Origin of the sequence: Streptomyces sp. NPDC005202, assembly GCF_040608235.1 — a bacterium.
Lineage (GTDB): Bacteria > Actinomycetota > Actinomycetes > Streptomycetales > Streptomycetaceae > Streptomyces.
The window spans coordinates 70,321-86,410 of the sequence record NZ_JBEXHW010000005.1; the positions used below are offsets into that span (position 1 = coordinate 70,321).

The 16,090-nt window shown below is 71.0% G+C and carries 12 protein-coding genes; 7 read left to right on the plus strand and 5 right to left on the minus strand.

Annotated features, from left to right (window positions below):
- Positions 1-16: 16 nt before the first annotated feature.
- Positions 17-478, minus strand: coding sequence for a universal stress protein (locus ABZV31_RS11580; RefSeq protein WP_355891409.1), 462 nt, complete (start codon positions 476-478; stop codon positions 17-19).
- A 357-nt stretch (positions 479-835) separates the two neighbouring features.
- Here ABZV31_RS11580 and lysX point away from each other — a divergent pair, with 357 nt between their 5' ends.
- Positions 836-4,114 (plus strand): bifunctional lysylphosphatidylglycerol synthetase/lysine--tRNA ligase LysX, encoded by a 3,279-nt coding sequence (gene lysX / locus ABZV31_RS11585; protein WP_355891412.1) that lies wholly within the window; start codon positions 836-838, stop codon positions 4,112-4,114.
- An 89-nt stretch (positions 4,115-4,203) separates the two neighbouring features.
- Positions 4,204-5,043 (plus strand): polysaccharide deacetylase family protein, encoded by an 840-nt coding sequence (locus ABZV31_RS11590; RefSeq protein ID WP_355891415.1) that lies wholly within the window; start codon positions 4,204-4,206, stop codon positions 5,041-5,043.
- A gap of 83 nt (positions 5,044-5,126) precedes the next feature.
- Here the strand turns inward: ABZV31_RS11590 and ABZV31_RS11595 are convergent, their stop codons facing one another.
- Positions 5,127-5,804: a class F sortase gene (locus tag ABZV31_RS11595; RefSeq protein WP_355891418.1), complete on the minus strand. Its 678-nt coding sequence runs from the start codon at positions 5,802-5,804 to the stop codon at positions 5,127-5,129.
- Between the two features lie 331 nt (positions 5,805-6,135).
- Between ABZV31_RS11595 and ABZV31_RS11600 the strand changes: the two genes are divergently transcribed.
- The gene (locus tag ABZV31_RS11600; protein ID WP_355891421.1) at positions 6,136-7,395 is read left to right on the plus strand and encodes a hypothetical protein; all 1,260 of its coding nucleotides are present in this window, start codon (positions 6,136-6,138) and stop codon (positions 7,393-7,395) included.
- 282 nt (positions 7,396-7,677) lie between these two features.
- On the opposite strand, the gene ABZV31_RS11605 is transcribed toward ABZV31_RS11600, so the two are convergent.
- Together ABZV31_RS11605 and ABZV31_RS11610 are read right to left on the minus strand one after the other, a co-directional pair.
- A complete protein-coding gene (locus ABZV31_RS11605; protein ID WP_355891423.1) occupies positions 7,678-8,196 on the minus strand; it encodes a hypothetical protein in 519 nt (172 codons plus the stop codon).
- A gap of 257 nt (positions 8,197-8,453) precedes the next feature.
- Entirely contained in the window at positions 8,454-9,188 is a 735-nt protein-coding gene (locus ABZV31_RS11610) for a DUF4239 domain-containing protein (RefSeq protein ID WP_355891851.1), read from the minus strand.
- Positions 9,189-10,136: 948 nt separating this feature from the next.
- On the opposite strand from ABZV31_RS11610, the gene ABZV31_RS11615 reads away from it, so the two are divergent.
- From ABZV31_RS11615 to ABZV31_RS11625, 3 genes are all read left to right on the plus strand, one after another.
- The gene (locus tag ABZV31_RS11615; RefSeq protein WP_355891425.1) at positions 10,137-11,117 is read left to right on the plus strand and encodes an SCO0930 family lipoprotein; all 981 of its coding nucleotides are present in this window, start codon (positions 10,137-10,139) and stop codon (positions 11,115-11,117) included.
- A 312-nt stretch (positions 11,118-11,429) separates the two neighbouring features.
- The gene (locus tag ABZV31_RS11620) at positions 11,430-12,242 is read left to right on the plus strand and encodes an SAM-dependent methyltransferase (protein WP_355891428.1); all 813 of its coding nucleotides are present in this window, start codon (positions 11,430-11,432) and stop codon (positions 12,240-12,242) included.
- Entirely contained in the window at positions 12,239-14,380 is a 2,142-nt protein-coding gene (locus ABZV31_RS11625; RefSeq protein WP_355891431.1) for an EAL domain-containing protein, read from the plus strand. Before ABZV31_RS11620 ends, ABZV31_RS11625 begins: the two co-directional genes overlap by 4 nt.
- A 33-nt stretch (positions 14,381-14,413) precedes the next feature.
- On the opposite strand, the gene ABZV31_RS11630 is transcribed toward ABZV31_RS11625, so the two are convergent.
- Positions 14,414-15,298, minus strand: a complete 885-nt coding sequence (locus tag ABZV31_RS11630) for a LysR substrate-binding domain-containing protein (RefSeq protein ID WP_355891434.1) — start codon at positions 15,296-15,298, stop codon at positions 14,414-14,416.
- A gap of 120 nt (positions 15,299-15,418) precedes the next feature.
- Between ABZV31_RS11630 and ABZV31_RS11635 the strand changes: the two genes are divergently transcribed.
- Complete coding sequence (locus ABZV31_RS11635) at positions 15,419-16,090, plus strand: succinate dehydrogenase (RefSeq protein ID WP_355891854.1); 672 nt, start codon at positions 15,419-15,421, stop codon at positions 16,088-16,090.

The following is a 16,090-nucleotide window of genomic DNA, read 5'->3' on the forward strand; positions in this document are numbered from 1 at the left end:
ACCCGCCGCAGTGGCCCTACGGGACCACGGTAACCGGCCACCGACCGGCCTTCAGCAGGCGGATGGCGACCGAGCCGATGATCCGGTGGCCGGCCTGCTCGGAGGCGCCCACGACCACGGCGTCCGCCTTCAGCTCGTCGGCGGCCCTCACCAGGCCGTTGTACGGGTCGCCGCGGAACGTGTGGAACTCCCAGCGGACCTCGAATATCCCCTTGAGCCGCTCGGCGGCCTCGCGGATCTGCTGGACGAGGTCCTCGGCGATCTCGTCGGTCGTCTCGGCGACCGGCGCCCCGAGCGCCGCCCCCGCCGTCATCACCGGCTGCACGTACACGACCGCGAGCAGCGCGCGCTGCCGCCGGGCCAGGCCGGCGGCATAGGCGGCGGCCCGCATCGAGGAGTCGGAGCCGTCCACCCCGACGACGATGAGCTTCGGCCCGTCCGTACCCCGCTCGAACTGGTGCGCGTGCTGTTCCGTCACGCCGGTGAGGCTATCGGAAGCCGCAGGTCGCGCCGCCGTGCGGGATCCGTTGCGCGTCCACCGTGGAGCGCCCTGCTGCCGGCCCCTGTGCGCTCATCCGTGCCGCGGCGCGTCTTCAGAAGCGTCGAGATGCCGTGCGAAGGCATCCGGTGCGCCGCGACGGAGGCCGGCGGCGCGCCTTCGCCACCCGCTGTCCCCTCCGTCATGCAGGCACGGTACTCGTGCCGATGTTCCGCCGATCCTCTGCGCGCCGATTCCACCTGGCCAACCGAGGTGCACCGTCACTGGACCTCTCGACGGGCGCGGCGGGCGGGGTGTTCCTACAGTCGGAACCATGAGTGCCACTCCGTCGGAACCATGACCGCCACCGCCGACGCCGCCCCGGCCAGGAATGCCGCGAGTCCGCAGCGGCCGCCGGGGAGCGGCTTCCTCGGCAGGGTGCCCGAGGGCTTCGCCACCTTCTTCGGCGCCCTGGGCCTGCTCTGTGTGCTGCTGGCCCTGATCGCCCCGCTGCGCACCCTGCTCCGCCCGCTCGTCCGCATCCTCGACCTGCTCCTTGTCCCCGTCAGCGCCAACCTCGCCTACGCCGTCTTCCTCTTCCTGCTGGCCGGCGCCACCGCCGCCCGCAAGAAGGTCGCCTGGTGGCTGGTCGTCGTCTACCTGGGCCTGCTGATCCTCACCGACGCCCTGGGCGTCGCCGTCGGCCTGTACGCCGAGTCGCTTCCGTCCCTGATCGTGTGCGGTCTCGCGCTGCTCCTGCTGATCACGGCCCGCAGGGAGTTCTACGCGGCCTCCCGCCGCGGCGCCGTGTGGCGGGCGCTCGCCGTGCTGGTCGCCGGGCTCGCCGTGGCGATCCTGATCGGCTGGGGCCTGGTGGCGTTGTTCCCCGGCACGCTGCCGCAGAGCCAGCACCTCGCGTGGGCGGCCGACCGGGTCTGCGGCGGCCTGGTCTCCGCGCGCTCCTTCGACGGCCGCCCGCCCCGCCCCGTGACCTTCCTGCTCGGCCTGCTCGGCGCGCTCGCCCTGCTCAACGCCGCGGCCACGCTGTTCCGCTCGCAGCGCCTGGAGGCGGCCCTGCACGACGACGAGGAGCTGCGCATCCGCGCCCTCCTCAAGGCCTACGGCGACCAGGACTCCCTCGGCTACTTCGCCACCCGCCGCGACAAGGCCGTCGTCTTCTCACCCAGTGCCAAGGCCGCCGTCACCTACCGCGTCGAGGCCGGCGTGTGCCTGGCCAGCGGCGACCCCGTCGGTGACCGGGAGGCCTGGCCGCGCGCCATCGGGGCCTGGCTGGACGTGGCCCGCCGCTACGCCTGGGCGCACGCCGTGATGGGTGCCTCCGAGGAGGGCGCCAGGGCCTACGCCCGCGCCGGGCTCGGCGCCCTCCAGCTCGGTGACGAGGCGATCGTGCACGTGGCCGACTTCGACCTCGACGGCCGCGACATGCGCGTGACCCGGCAGGCCGTGCACCGCGTCCGGCGCACCGGTGCCACCTGCCGCATCCGCCGCCACGCCACCCTCACCGACGAGGAGATGGAGGAGATCGTCGACAAGGCCGACGCCTGGCGCGACACCGAGACCGAGCGCGGCTTCTCCATGGCCCTGGACCGGCTCGGCGACCCGGCGGACGGCGACTGCCTCCTCGTCGAGGCCCTCGGCGCCAACGGCCGGCTCCTCGCCCTGCTGTCCTTCGTGCCGTGGGGCAGGGACGGGATCTCCCTGGACCTGATGCGCCGTGACCGCAGCGCCCCCAACGGCGTCACGGAGTTCATGGTCGCCGAACTGTGCGCGGCCGCCCCGAAACTGGGCGTGCGCCGGATCTCCCTGAACTTCGCGGCGTTCCGCTCGGTCTTCGAGGAGGGCGCCCGCATCGGCGCCGGCCCGGTCCTGCGGCTGTGGCGAGGCCTGCTGCTGTTCTTCTCCCGCTGGTGGCAGCTGGAGGCCCTGTACCGCTCCAACGCCAAGTACCACCCCGAGTGGTACCCGCGCTTCATCTGCTACGGCGAGACCGCGTCCCTGGCCCGCATCGGCCTGGCCTCCGGCATCGCCGAGGGCTTCGTCTCCGTACCCTCGCTGCGCAAGCTCTGGGGCAAGGCCCACCCGAAGCGCGGACCCAGGCCCGCCACCACCGAGGGCCTGCCGTCGCTGTTTGCGCTCGGCCTCGGCGAAGGACAGGGCGCCGGGCCCGGCGACCCCCTCGCCGGCCTGCCCGAACAGGTCCGCGTCAGGCACCGCACGCTCGACCGGCTGCGCGCGTCCGGTACCGACCCCTATCCGGTGGGGATCCCGGCCCGCACCCACACCCTCGCCGACGTCCGGGCGGGCGAGCAGGTCACGGTCGCCGGCCGGATCATGCTGGTGCGGGACTTCGGCGGCATCGTCTTCGTCGTCCTGCGCGACTGGTCCGGCGACCACCAGCTCGCCCTCACCCGCGACGGCTTCGGTCCCGCGCTCGACCGCTTCACCGCCGACACCGACATCGGCGACCACATCGCCGCCACCGGCCGCGCAGGGGTCAGCGACAAGGGCGAGCCGACGGTCTTCGTCACCTCCTGGCAGCTGCTCGGCAAGTGCCTGCGCCCGCTGCCCGACAAGCGCCGCGGCCTCGCCGACCCCGAGACCAAGGTGCGCCGCCGCTATCTCGACCTGGTCGCGAGCCCCGGTGCCCGCGCCGTCGTCCGCGACCGCTCCACCGCCGTCCAGGCCCTGCGCCAGGGCCTGCTGGACCGCGGCTTCCTCGAGGTCGAGACCCCGATGCTGCAACAGATCCACGGCGGCGCCAACGCTCGCCCGTTCACCACCCACATCAACGCCTACGACCTCGACCTGTACCTGCGCATCGCCCCCGAGCTGTACCTGAAACGGCTGTGCGTCGGCGGCCTGGAGAAGGTGTTCGAGCTGGGCCGCACCTTCCGCAACGAGGGCGTCTCCTACAAGCACAACCCCGAGTTCACGATGCTCGAGGCCTACCAGGCCTACGCCGACTACGACGTGATGCTCGACCTCGCACGCGAGCTGATCCAGGGCGCCGCGACCGCCGCCTTCGGCAGCCCGGTCGCCCGTAAGGACGGCACGGAGTACGACATCTCCGGGCGCTGGCCGGTCAAGACCGTCCACGGCGCGATCTCCGAGGCGCTGGGGGAGGAGATCGACCCGGGCACCGATCTGAAGACCCTGTACCGGCACTGCGACCGCGCGGGCGTGCCGTACACCGCGGACGACGGTCACGGCGACGTCGTCCTGGAGATGTACGAGCGGCTGGTGGAGGAGCGGACCCAGCTGCCCACCTTCTACAAGGACTTCCCGACCGACGTCTCCCCGCTCACCCGGCAGCACCGCACCGACCCGCGGCTCGCCGAGCGCTGGGACCTCGTCGCCTTCGGCTCCGAACTGGGCACCGCCTACTCCGAGCTGACCGACCCCGTGGAACAGCGGCGCCGACTCACAGCCCAGTCCCTGCTCGCCGCCGGGGGAGACCCGGAGGCGATGGAACTGGACGAGGACTTCCTCGACGCCCTCGAACACGCCATGCCGCCCACCGGGGGCCTCGGCCTCGGCGTCGACCGACTGGTCATGTTCCTCACCGGTCTGACGATCCGTGAGACGCTGCCGTTCCCGCTCGTGCGCCGCCGCTGAGCGGGGTCACTGGGCCGGGCGGGTGTTTTCGTGCCGCCGCACCGGTGCTGGAGGGGTGGGCCGGTCGCACACCGGGCGACTGATGATTCATGCAGAAGGATCAGTTGCTCATGCGGCGCCGGGCCCTGCTCGCCGGGGCCGCCGCTCTGGGGGCGGCGGGAGCGGCCGGCACGGCCGGTCTGCTGTTCTCCGGTTCGTCCGATACTCCGGCACGGTCCGGCGGCCCCGCCCCGGGCCCCCAGGCGCGCAGTGCCCTCAAGCCCTCCGCCTACCGTCTCCAGCCCCTCACCGGCGACGGCGCGCCGCGCGCCGAGCCCGGACCTACCCGCGTGCGGCACGAGCCGATCCTGCGCATCTCCGGACGCGGCCGCACCATGCTGCTGACGTTCGACGACGGCCCCGACCCCCGCTACACCCCGCACATCCTGGACACCCTGGCGAAGTACGACGTCCGTGCCACGTTCTTCGTGTGCGGGGAGATGGCCGACTGGAACCGGGACCTGCTGGCCCGGATGGCCGACGAGGGACACGTCGTCGGCAACCACACCTGGTCCCACCCGCTGCTCACCCAGCTCACCCGACGCCGGATCCGCTCCGAGATGGAACGCACCAGCGACGTCATCGAGAAGGCCTACGGCGAGCGGCCGCTGTGGTTCCGCGCCCCCTATGGCGCCTGGAACCGGGCGATTTTCCAGCTCGGCGCCGAGATGGGCATGGAGCCGCTGGCCTGGACCGTCGACAGCCTCGACTGGACCACCCCCGGAACCGGCACCATCGTCGACCGCATCGAGAGCGGCGCCGCCCCCGGCGTCGTGGTGCTCTCCCACGACGCCGGGGGCGACCGCTCACAGAGCGTCCGAGCACTGCGCAAGTACCTGCCGCAGCTGCTGGACGACGGTTACCACCTCACCGTCCCGCGCCGGAGCTGACCCGGTGACCCGGTGACCCGGTGCACCGGGCCGCGCCCGCCCGGTGCACCTGAGCCCTCTCGTGCCCGCCCGGCCGGGGACGCTCAGCGGACCTGGACCAGGCGGGCGAAGACGACGACGTTGCCGTCGTAGCCGGTCTGCTTGGAGTAACCGCCGCCGCAGGTGATGACCCGCAGTTCCGGTGTTCCCTTCGAGCCGTAGACGCGGTCGCCGGGGAAGTCGTTCTTCTCGAACACCTCGATGCCGTAGATCTCGAAAACGGCTGTCTTCCCGTCCTGGCGCAGGATTTCGACGCGGTTTCCCTTCTTCAACGCGCCGAGCCCGTAGAAGACGGCGGGACCCATCTTGTTGTCGACATGGCCGACGACGACGGCCGTCCCCTTTTCACCGGGCGTGACGGCACCGGTGAACCAGCCCGCCAGATTCGGGTTCTCCGGCGGCGGCGCGCCGACCCAGCCGTCCGTGTCCAGACCGACCGGCGTGACGGGCGCGTCGACCTGGATCGTGGGAATCCTGACCCGGTCGGGCACCGAGTGCGGCAGCGGTTCCGGGGTCCCCGAGGTGGCGCCCGGCGTGCGGCTGCTGTCCGGGGCAACCGCCGTCGCGGGCTGCGGCGGACCCACGTCGAACTCTCCCGAACCGTTCCGAATGAGAGCGAGTCCGGCGAGCAGAACTAGCGCTATCACGCCCCACGGGGCACGTTTCTTCTGTGGCTCCCGCTCATCCTCTTCGGAAATGTCGGACAGCTCGCTCGCAGACATTCGCCATCCCCTCTCGATGCGGCCGTCGCCCGTCATTTGCGCATACGAGAACGCTAAGTTGCGAACGCGGAACCGGCGACGGGGAAGACGCGAACGGGTGGACCGGGCGTCTTTCGGTGCGCCATCCGAGTCGCCCCGGACAGGAAATTTCTGACGGTGCGTGACCTGCGCCGATATCCGATTGCGCGATGTCCTCCGGCGTGGTGGCTCACCAGTACGGACCATCGCCGAAATGCGCCCCCCTGCAGGGCATCTGAGGGTTTTTCCGGGAGGTGCTTTCTCGCCGATCGACCGGGGACGGGTCCCCGGGGCGCCTTCCGCGGAGGATCACATGCGTACTCCTCGTGCCCCCCTGGCGGTCTCGGTCGCCGCGGTCGCCGCCCTCGGGTTCGCCGCCCCGGAGGCTGTCGCGAAGGGCGGCGATTTGCCGGCCGTCATGTGGGACGGCGGTCTGGGCGGCGGCCCCGGCAATGGTCAGGGCAACGGTCTCGTTAACGGTCAGGGCAACGGTCTCGGGCAGGGCAACGGTCTCGGTAACGGGCAGGGCAACGGTCTCGGTAACGGTCTCGGTAACGGGCAGGGCAACGGTCTCGGTAACGGTCTCGGTAACGGGCAGGGCAACGGTCTCGGTAACGGCCTCGGTAACGGGCAAGGCAACGGTCTCGGTAACGGCCTCGGTAACGGGCAAGGCAACGGTCTCGGTAACGGCCTCGGTAACGGGCAAGGCAACGGTTTCGGCAATCAGGGCAACGGCTTCGGTAACGGGCAGGGCAACGGCTTCGGCAGTCAGGGCAACGGCCGAGGCAACGGTTTCGGTAACGGGCAGGGCAACGGTTTCGGCAATCAGGGCAACGGCTTCGGTAACGGGCAGGGTAACGGTTTCGGCAATCGGGGCAACGGTCACGGCAATGGTTTCGGCAATCATGGCAACGGTTTCGGTAACGGGCAGGGCAACGGCTTCGGCAATCGGGGCAACGGGCACGGAAATGGTTTCGGTAATGGGCAGGGCAACGGCAACGGTTTTGGCAACGGCCAGGGCAATGGCTTCGGCAACGGTCAGGGTAATGGCTTCGGCAACGGTCAGGGTAATGGCTTCGGAAACGGTCAGGGTAATGGCTTTGGCAATCAGGGCAACGGGCAGGGCAACAGGCAGGGCAACGGGCAGGGCAACGGTCTCGGCGGGCCGGGCAGCCCCCGCAACATCTTGGCCGGGCGCAGTGGGATTGCCCGCGGCGGGCAGATGACGGTCACGGTGGACGGCTGCCAAAATGGCGGGACCATGTCGTCGCGCGCGTTCCCGACGACACCGCTGAGGCAGCTCAACGGTGCCGGCGACACGGCGAGGGGCATCGTGACGATCCGTGAAAACGCCAGCCCCGGCTCGTTCGACATCACGGTCAACTGCGGCGGTCGGACCCTGACCCGCCCGGCGGCCTTCACCGTCATCGGCGGCGTCCGCGGCGGTGTCGGCGGCAGCAGCTCCACCGGGGCCACCCCGGCCGACATGGCCATCGGCGGCGGGCTGGTGGCCGCGGCCGTTGTCGCGGGCGGCGCGTTCTGGGTGCGCCGCCGCTCGGAGAAGCGGATCTGACCCGGCCACGCCGGGATCCGCCCCCCGTCGCCGCGGGAGGTGTCCGCCCGGCCTCCGGGATCCGACTCCTTCGCCCAGGTGATCCGGCCTCCTTCCCTTCGGAGGCCGGATTCTTCGTCTGCGCTGCGCGGCGTCGCCCACCGGCCGCACGTCGGCATCACGTCTCGACATCGCACGTGACATCGCACCTGCACATCACACCTCGACGTCGCACGTCGACAGGCCTTCGCCCCGGACCCTTGGGATCCGGGGCGAAGGCCTGTGCGGACGGGACGGACCTGGTCAGGCCTCGACCTCGCCGGTGCGGCGGCGCGAGAGGTAGTACGCCGCGCCGACCGACCCCCCGATGAGCGCGGTGCCCATACCGATCTCCTTCAGGTCGAAACCGCCGATGGTGCCGCCCTCGCCCGCGCGGACGCCGTGCTGGAAGTGCTCCGGCTTGTCGCCACCGCCACCGCCGGAGCGGCTCTCGTCGCTCCCACCGCCGGAGTGGCTGTCGCCACCGCCACCGCCACCGTAGGAGTGGCTGTCGCCGCTCCCACCGCCGGAGTGGCTGTCGCCGCCACCGTCGGACTGGCTGTCGCCGCTCCCACCGCTGGAGCGGCTGTCGCCGCCACCGTCGGACTGGCTGTCGCCGCTCCCACCGCTGGAGCGGCTGTCGCCGCCACCGTAGGACTGGCTGTCACTGCTGCCACCGTAGGAGCGGCCGCTGTCACTGTCGCTCGCGAGGGCGGTCGGCGCGGAGAAGGTGAGGGCGCTGACGCCCAGCAGTGCGGCCGAAGCGACGCTTATTACGCGCATGATGAATCCTCCGGGTCCCCGAGGAGCAGCTGCGGACCTTTTCCGCTTGTGTCAGAAATGCACCTCGATGATCGAAACGCTAGGAAGATGTGCACTCCGGCGCGATCGCACTCGGGCGAACGGGTCAATCGCATGCGCCGCACAGGGGACGCGTTCCTGCGGCCGGGGGACGGGAGCGGCGCGGGGGCCGCCCCCGCCGACGGTTCGTCGGGTGAGGGCCTGTCAGACCCCGGAGAGCTCTCGACACTGAGGGCCCGTCAGTCCGTGACGTGCGGGAACAGGTTCAGGAAGGGCTGTACCGACGCCGCGATCCCCCGGCTGTAGGGCGCGTCGAAGTCCCAGATCAGGAAGAGCAGGAAGGCGATCAGCGCGGAGAACAACCCGGCAAGGATCAGCTCCCGTGTCGTACGCCGGATCTGCAGCGCGAACACCATGCCGATGGTGACCACGGCCCCGGAGACCAGCCCGAACCACACCACGTCCGGCATGGTCGCCCTGGTGGAGTCGGCGCGCGCGGCCCGGGCCTGGTCGGCGGCGGTCACCTGGTCCACGAGCGGCTGGTAGGCCTGTGCTTCGAAGTCCGACTTCGGCTGGTAGTCGGTGACGTCCGCACGGACCCGGTCGAGCAGCTGGTCGCCCTGTTTGGTGACGCGGCCGTGGTCGGCCATCGTCTTCCACTCGGTGGTGACGACGTGTCCGACATAGGCGTTGACATCGGAGCGAATGCGGTCGCGGACGTCGGGCGGGTAGACGCGGACACGCTCGGAGATCTCGTGCAGCGCCTGGGCCTCGGCCTGGACGTGGTCCTGGGCGGCGACGCGCGCCTCCCAGACACCGGCGATGGCCAGGCCCAGCACGATGGCGTACACCACACCGATCCACATCGTCATGTACTCGATGACGTCCGGGGTCTCACTGGGATCCTCGTCCTCGGCCGCCGTGCGGTGCCGTAGGAAGGTGACGATGACGACCACCACACAAGCGGCCAGCATCGCGAGGACGAGAACAAGCCATTCCGACAACGGGTTTCTCCAGGGATCAGCGCGGACGGAGCGCAGCGACGGCGGCCAATGCGGGCACCGCGATGAGCAGGACGTAGGTGATCGGCGACGGGCCGTGCCGGGGCGATGGCCGGTGTGACTGGGGGTGGTACCGCGGGTAGCTCACCGGCGAGACCGAGGGACGGGGACGGGGCTTGGGGGACGGTGCCGGGGTCGGAGCGGGCGGCGGTGGGGGCGGGGGTGTCGGCCGCGGGAGGGGAGCCGCGGGGGCGGGTCGTGGGGGCGGCGGGGGCTCGGGCTTCGGTGTGGGCCTCGGTGTGGGCGGCGGGGTCGGCTTGGGGGCGGGTTTCTTCGGTGGCGGAGGGGGAGGAGTGGGAGTCGGGGTCGGTGTGGGACTCGGGCAGGGCGGGCGGGTCGGCGTCGGTGTCGGCGTCGGCTTCGGGCACGGCGGGGGTGGGGGCGTCCCCTGCTCGAAGAGCGTGGGAGACGGCCAGGAGCCGCCGCCGGCCGACGACACCGCCACCGTGCCGCCCGGCCCCGTGGAGGCGTACGCGCAGGCGTCGGCCACGGCTGGTGCCGCCGGGGCGCCCACACACATCCACGCCAGCGTCACCGGGGCCAACACCCGTGGCACGAGGGCGAATCGGGTCGGTACGAGTCGATGCACGACGGAGATCATGAGCTCTGGTGCGCCCCGGCACGCCATGGTGACCCGCGATTGCCCCGAAGGGGGGACGGGCGGCGCCCGGCGGTTTGATCGGCCGCGTTCCGGGACCCGGCGGATGCGCATGTGCGTACGGGGTGGCGGGACAGGCGTCACAGGTTTCGGAAAGAAATTTGTGCTTCGGTTGAACACAACGGCCACTCCCGTGCGTACCCAGTGTCGTGCGGCGGCGCAGTAGGGCGCTGCAACACCCTTGGAATTTTGGGGAGTTGACGATGAAGACCTCCTGGCGGAGCGCCTCACTCGTGGCGGCGGCCGCGGCCGTGCTGGCGCTGACGACGGCGTGCGGTCAGGAAAGCGGCACCCCGTCGGCGGGCAGCCAGAACGTGGGTGCGACGGCTGCGGCCGGGGATTACGGCAGCTCCGGGTACGGCGGTTCCAGCACCGGCACCGGCACGGGTACGGGAACCGGTACCGGCAACGGCTATGGCGCCGACGGCCAGCAGGCCGCGGGCAGTTCGAAGTCCGCCGGTCAACTGGCGGTCTCCGCCAACGCGGAACTGGGCAAGGTGCTGACGGACAGCGCCGGCATGACCCTGTACCGCTTCGACCAGGACACGGCCGAGCCCCCCAAGTCGAACTGCGACGGCGACTGCGCCAAGACCTGGCCGCCCGTCCCGGCGGACGACGCCACGGCCGGCGCCGGCATCGACAAGGCCCTGCTGGGTGAGGTCACCCGCTCCGACGGCACCAAGCAGCTGACCATCAACGGCTGGCCGGCGTACCGCTATGCGAAGGACACCAAGGCCGGCCAGACCAACGGCCAGGGCGTGGGCGGCAAGTGGTACGCCCTGGCCCCCGACGGCAAGAAGGCGTCGCTGACGAGCCTGCCGGGCCTGTCGGTCAAGAAGACCACCGAGCTGGGAAACATCGTCGTCGACAAGAACGGCATGACGGTCTACCGCTTCCTGAAGGACAAGGCGTGGCCGAAGTCGGTGTCGGCCTGCACCGGCGCCTGCCTGGAGAAGTGGCCGGCCGTGGCGCCCGTCAAGGCCAATGACACCAAGGGCGTCGAGAAGAAGGGCCTGATGGGCTTCACCCGGCCGGACGGCGTCAAGCAGATGACCGTGGACTGCTGGCCGATCTACACCTTCTCCGGGGACAAGGTTCCCGGGGACATCAACGGTCAGGGCGTCGGCGGTACCTGGTACGCCGTGGCCCCTGACGGAAAGCCGGTCGGCGCGCCGGCGAAGTAGAGATCACCTCCCCAGGGTCGATCGCCCATCCATCGGTGTCGGGACTCGGAAGGGAGGGATGACAGACAATCGAGAGTGCCGGACGAACACGACGGCGCGCATGGACCGGACCGCCCCCTCCGCACCGCACGGAGGGGGCGGTTCGCCGTGCCGTCACATCGCCGCAATCCGCCGTGACGCGGGCGTCGACCGGGCATGTGCCGCAGGTGGTGACCGGGAACGGATGGTCAATTTCCGTTTCTGCTCGCTCCTTTGGCGGGCGATCAGTAGCCTCTGCTCGAACACCGGATCGCCTAAGCCTTGGAGAGATAGATGGAGCGTCCCGCCTGGGCCCCCCGGAGCATCGACATCTCGGTGCCGAGCGTCGCTCGTATCTACGACTACTACCTGGGCGGTTCGCACAACTTCGAGGTCGACCGGGAAGCGGCCCGCAAGGCGATGGAGTTCATGCCGGGCCTGCCCAAGATCATGCAGGCGAACCGGGCGTTCATGCGCCGCGCCGTGCGCCATGCCGTGGACGAGGGCATCACCCAGTTCCTGGACATCGGCTCCGGCATCCCCACCTTCGGCAACGTCCACGAGGTCGCCCAGGCCGCCCGTCCCGGCGCGCGCGTGGTGTACGTCGACCACGACCCGGTGGCGGTGGCGCACAGCCGCGCGGTCCTGACGGGCAACGAGAACGCGGACGTCGTCGCGGCAGATCTGCGCAAGCCCCAGGAGATCCTGACGAGCCCCCAACTGGAGCGGCTGATCGACCTGAATCGGCCAGTGGCGCTGCTTCTCGTTGCCATACTGCACTTCGTGGAGGACGCGGACGACCCGTATGGTGCGGTGGCCGAGTTGCGTGACGCGCTCGCGCCCGGCAGCCTGCTCGTGCTCACACATGCCTCGTACGAGGGAATCCCGCTGCCGACGGAGCGGACCGAGGGCGCGGTCGACGTATACAAGGACATTCGCAACCCGCTGATCATGCGCTCGCGCGCGGAGATCGCGCGGTTCTTCGAGGGGTACGACATGGTGGAGCCCGGACTGGTGCCGATGCCGCACTGGCGGCCGGAGACGGCACCGGAGGACGAGGATCCTTATGCCTTCTCCGGTTTCGCCGGCGTGGGGCGTACGGCGTGACCGCGGAACCGGACGGGCCGGAGGACAGACTGCGCCGGTTCGCGATGATCTGGAGCCGGGCGGTGTTCCCGGTGACCTCGACGTCGCTGACCCGGCCGGAGCTCGAAACGCAACTCCTGCCGCTCGCCCGCCGGTTGAGCCGGGCGCTGCGGGCCAGGACCTTCGACACCGACGAGGGTGAGGCGGTCGGCGCCGCGCTGGTCGACGCGCACTGCACCGCTCCCGAGGCGCTCAGCCGCTCCCTGGACTGCGTCGACGCCTACCTCGTGCTCTACTGCGGCGAGGACGGTCCCCAGGAGGACCTGCACGCCCGGGCCTCGCGGCTGCAGCACGCCATGGCCGCCGGGTTCGCGCGGGCGCTGCGCGAGCGGACCCTGGCCGAGCAGGAGGCGATCGCGCAGGCCGCGCTCCGGGCCCAGGGCGTGGTCGCGCAGGCGCTGCACGCCAGCGAGGCCCGCTTCCGGGCGGTGTTCGAGGGCGCGGCCATAGGAATCGGCATCGCCGACCTGGAGGGCAACGTCCTGCAGGTCAACAGCGCGCTGCTGCGCATGTTCGGCGGCTCGGAGCAGAGCATGCGGGGCCGCAACGTCCGGGACTGGACGCACGCCGAGGACGCCCCGCAGGTCTGGCGCCTGTACGAGGAGCTGGTGCGCGGCGAACGCGAGCACTACCACGTGGAGAAGGCCTTCTACCGCCCCGACGGAACGGTCCTGTGGACCAACCTGACCGTCTCCCTGCTGCGTGACGCCGACGGCCGGCCCCAGTACCAGCTCGCCCTCATGGAGGACACCACCGAGCGGCGCCTGCTGAACCTCCGGCTGCGCTACGAGGCCACGCACGACGCGCTGACGGGCCTGCCCAACCGCACCCTGTTCTTCGAACGCCTGGAGAAGGCGCTGAACGCGGGCGAGGGCCAGCGCTTCGGCCTGTGCTACCTCGACCTCGACGGCTTCAAGACCATCAACGACAGCCTCGGCCACGCGGCCGGCGACCGACTGCTCGTCGAGGTCGCCGACCGGCTGCAGTCGTGTGCGACCGCGCCCGGCGAGATGGTCGCCCGGCTCGGCGGAGACGAGTTCGTGGCGCTGACCACCGGGCCCGACACCCAGCGCGAGGTCGAAGAACTCGCCGCCCGCATCATGAACGCGCTCGTCGCCCCGATCAGCATCGACGGGCGGGAGCTGACCGTGCGCGGCAGCATCGGCGTCGTCGAGGGCCCGGTGGGGGAGCGCAGCGCGGCGGAGGTGCTGCGCAGTGCCGACATCACGATGTACCGGGCCAAGTCGGCCGGCGGCAACCGCTTCGAGCTCGCGGACCCGGAGGCCGACGCCCGCGCCATCACCCGGAACGGGCTGACCACGGCGCTGCCGACGGCCCTGGGCAGGGGCGAGTTCTTCATCGAGTACCAGCCGCTGGTGCACCTCGGGGACGGCAGCGTGCGGGGCGCCGAGGCGCTGGTGCGCTGGCTGCACCCGCAGCACGGCGTCCTCGGGCCCGACCGGTTCATCCCGCTCGCCGAGCACACCGGGCTGATCGTCCCGCTGGGCCGCTGGGTGATGGAGCAGTCGGTGCGCCAGGCCCGTGAGTGGCGGGAACGGCACGGTGAGGGGAGCGCGGTCCCGCTGCGCATCAACGTCAACCTCTCGCCGTGCCAGCTCACCCACCCCGGGTTGGTGCAGGACACCGTCGACATCCTGGAGCGGGCGGGCGTCGCGCCGGACGCGCTGTGCCTGGAGGTCACCGAGTCGGCGCTGATCGGCGCGGACGACGACCTGCTCAAACCGCTGCGCCGACTGGCGGAGATGGGCGTGGACATCGCCCTCGACGACTTCGGCACCGGCTACTCCAACCTCGCCAATCTGCGTCGGCTGCCGGTCAGCGTCCTCAAGCTGGACCGATCCTTCACGCAGGGCATGCAACAGTTCCCGGCCGACCCCGTCGACCTCAAGATCGTCGAGGGGATCGTTTCCCTTGCCCACAGCCTGGACCTCGCGGTCACCGTGGAAGGCGTGGAGACGGGCGCCCAGGCCGAACAACTGCGCATACTGGGCTGCGACACGGCCCAGGGCTGGTACTACGCCCGTCCCGGCCCACCGGAACGGCTCCACGAACTGGCTCTGGTGGACGCGACGGGCTGAGCGGCGCCCACCGGTCGACGGACCCGCCTGCGCTCACCGCTCCAGCAGCATTCGCTGCAACTCCCTGGCCGCCCGCGGTGGGGCGACATCGCTGCGATGGGCCAGCGCGATCGTACGGTGCAGTCCCGGCCGGGCCAGCGGGGTCACCCGCAGACCGTGCCCGGACCGAGTGGCGACCATGCGCGGGACGACGGCGACGCCCAGTCCCGCCCGAACGAAACCGAGGACCGCGTCCATTTCGCCGCCCTCCACCGCGAAGTCCGGCTCGAAGCCCTCGGCGCGGCACGCGGACACGGTCAGTTCCCGCAGGTCGTAGCCGTGGCGGAACATCACCAGGCGCTCACCCTCCAGGTCCGCGATGCGCACGGTGCGCCGGCCGCGGCCGGGACGCGGCGCGTCGGGTGAGGACACCACCACCAGGTCCTCGCGCAGCAGCTCCACCGTGGTCAGCGCGGGGGAGGGGGTGGGCAGCGGGAGCACGATCAGGGCGAGGTCGAGGGCGCCGCGCGCCAGCTCCCGTACCAGGTCGTGCGAGCCGCCCTCCTCGATCAGCAGCCGGATGCCGGGATAGCGGTCGTGGAAGGTGCGCAGGACGTCCGGCAGCAGGCCCGTGCACAGGCTCGGTGTCGCGCCCAGCCGCACCCGGCCGCGGCGCAGCTGTACCAGCTCCTGCACCTCGTGCCGGGCCGTGTCCGCGTCGGCGAGGATGCGCCGGGCCAGTGGCAGCAGCGCCTCACCGGCGTCGGTGAGCGTGATGTTGCCGCGGGCGCGCAGGAACAGGTCTGCCCCCAGCTCCCGCTCCAGCGCCTTGATCTGCTGCGAGAGCGACGGCTGGGCGACGTGGACCAGATCCGCGGCCCGGGTGAAGTGCCGGGTCTCGGCGACCGCCACGAAGTACTGGAGCTGCTGGAACTGCATGGTCCCACCATAGCTCCTGCCTATGGAATCAAGCCGGACCATGTCTTGGACCGATCGGGCCCTTCGGCCGTAGCGTGCTGTGACATGGCTCTGGCAACGCGGACGGACCGACGGCCGTCCATGGCGCGCACCGTGTGGGACTCGACCGTCGGCAAGAAGACCGTGATGGCGGTCAGCGGCCTGATCATGCTGCTGTATCTGGTCGCCCACATGATCGGGAACCTGAAGATCTATTTCGGGGCGGGCGAGTTCAACCACTACGCCCACTGGCTGCGCACGATCGGCGAGCCCTTCATGCACTACGAGTGGACGCTCTGGCTCATCCGGATCGTCCTCGTCGTCGCCGTCGTCGCCCACGCCGTCTCCGCCTACCAGCTCAGCCGCCGCGACATCAAGGCGCGCCCGAGCAAGTACGTGCACAAGAAGCCGCGGGCGAGCTACGCCACGCGCACCATGCGCTGGGGCGGGATCATCCTCGGCCTGTTCATCGTCTGGCACATCCTCGACCTGACCACCGGCACCGTGCACTCCGGCGGCTTCCAGGACGGCCACCCGTACCAGAACGTCGTGGACACCTTCTCCACCTGGTACGGCAACGTCATCTACATCGTCGCGATGCTCGCGCTCGGCCTGCACATCCGGCACGGCTTCTGGAGCGCCGCCCAGACCCTCGGCGCCGGCAGCCGCACCCGCGACCGCGCTCTGAAGACCATCGCCAACGTCCTCGCGCTGCTGCTCACGGCCGGGTTCATCGCCGTACCCGTGGGCGTCATGACCGGAGTGGTGAGCTGA

Coding starts and splice junctions, on each gene's coding strand:
- ABZV31_RS11600 (WP_355891421.1), top strand. CDS start 6,136: ATGCGTACTCCTCGTGCCCCCCTGGCGGTCTCGGTCGCCGCGGTCGCC.
- ABZV31_RS11595 (WP_355891418.1), bottom strand. CDS start 5,804: ATGTCTGCGAGCGAGCTGTCCGACATTTCCGAAGAGGATGAGCGGGAG.
- lysX (WP_355891412.1), top strand. CDS start 836: ATGACCGCCACCGCCGACGCCGCCCCGGCCAGGAATGCCGCGAGTCCG.
- ABZV31_RS11615 (WP_355891425.1), top strand. CDS start 10,137: ATGAAGACCTCCTGGCGGAGCGCCTCACTCGTGGCGGCGGCCGCGGCC.
- ABZV31_RS11610 (WP_355891851.1), bottom strand. CDS start 9,188: ATGCTGGCCGCTTGTGTGGTGGTCGTCATCGTCACCTTCCTACGGCAC.
- ABZV31_RS11620 (WP_355891428.1), top strand. CDS start 11,430: ATGGAGCGTCCCGCCTGGGCCCCCCGGAGCATCGACATCTCGGTGCCG.
- ABZV31_RS11635 (WP_355891854.1), top strand. CDS start 15,419: ATGGCGCGCACCGTGTGGGACTCGACCGTCGGCAAGAAGACCGTGATG.
- ABZV31_RS11605 (WP_355891423.1), bottom strand. CDS start 8,196: ATGCGCGTAATAAGCGTCGCTTCGGCCGCACTGCTGGGCGTCAGCGCC.
- ABZV31_RS11590 (WP_355891415.1), top strand. CDS start 4,204: ATGCAGAAGGATCAGTTGCTCATGCGGCGCCGGGCCCTGCTCGCCGGG.
- ABZV31_RS11630 (WP_355891434.1), bottom strand. CDS start 15,298: ATGCAGTTCCAGCAGCTCCAGTACTTCGTGGCGGTCGCCGAGACCCGG.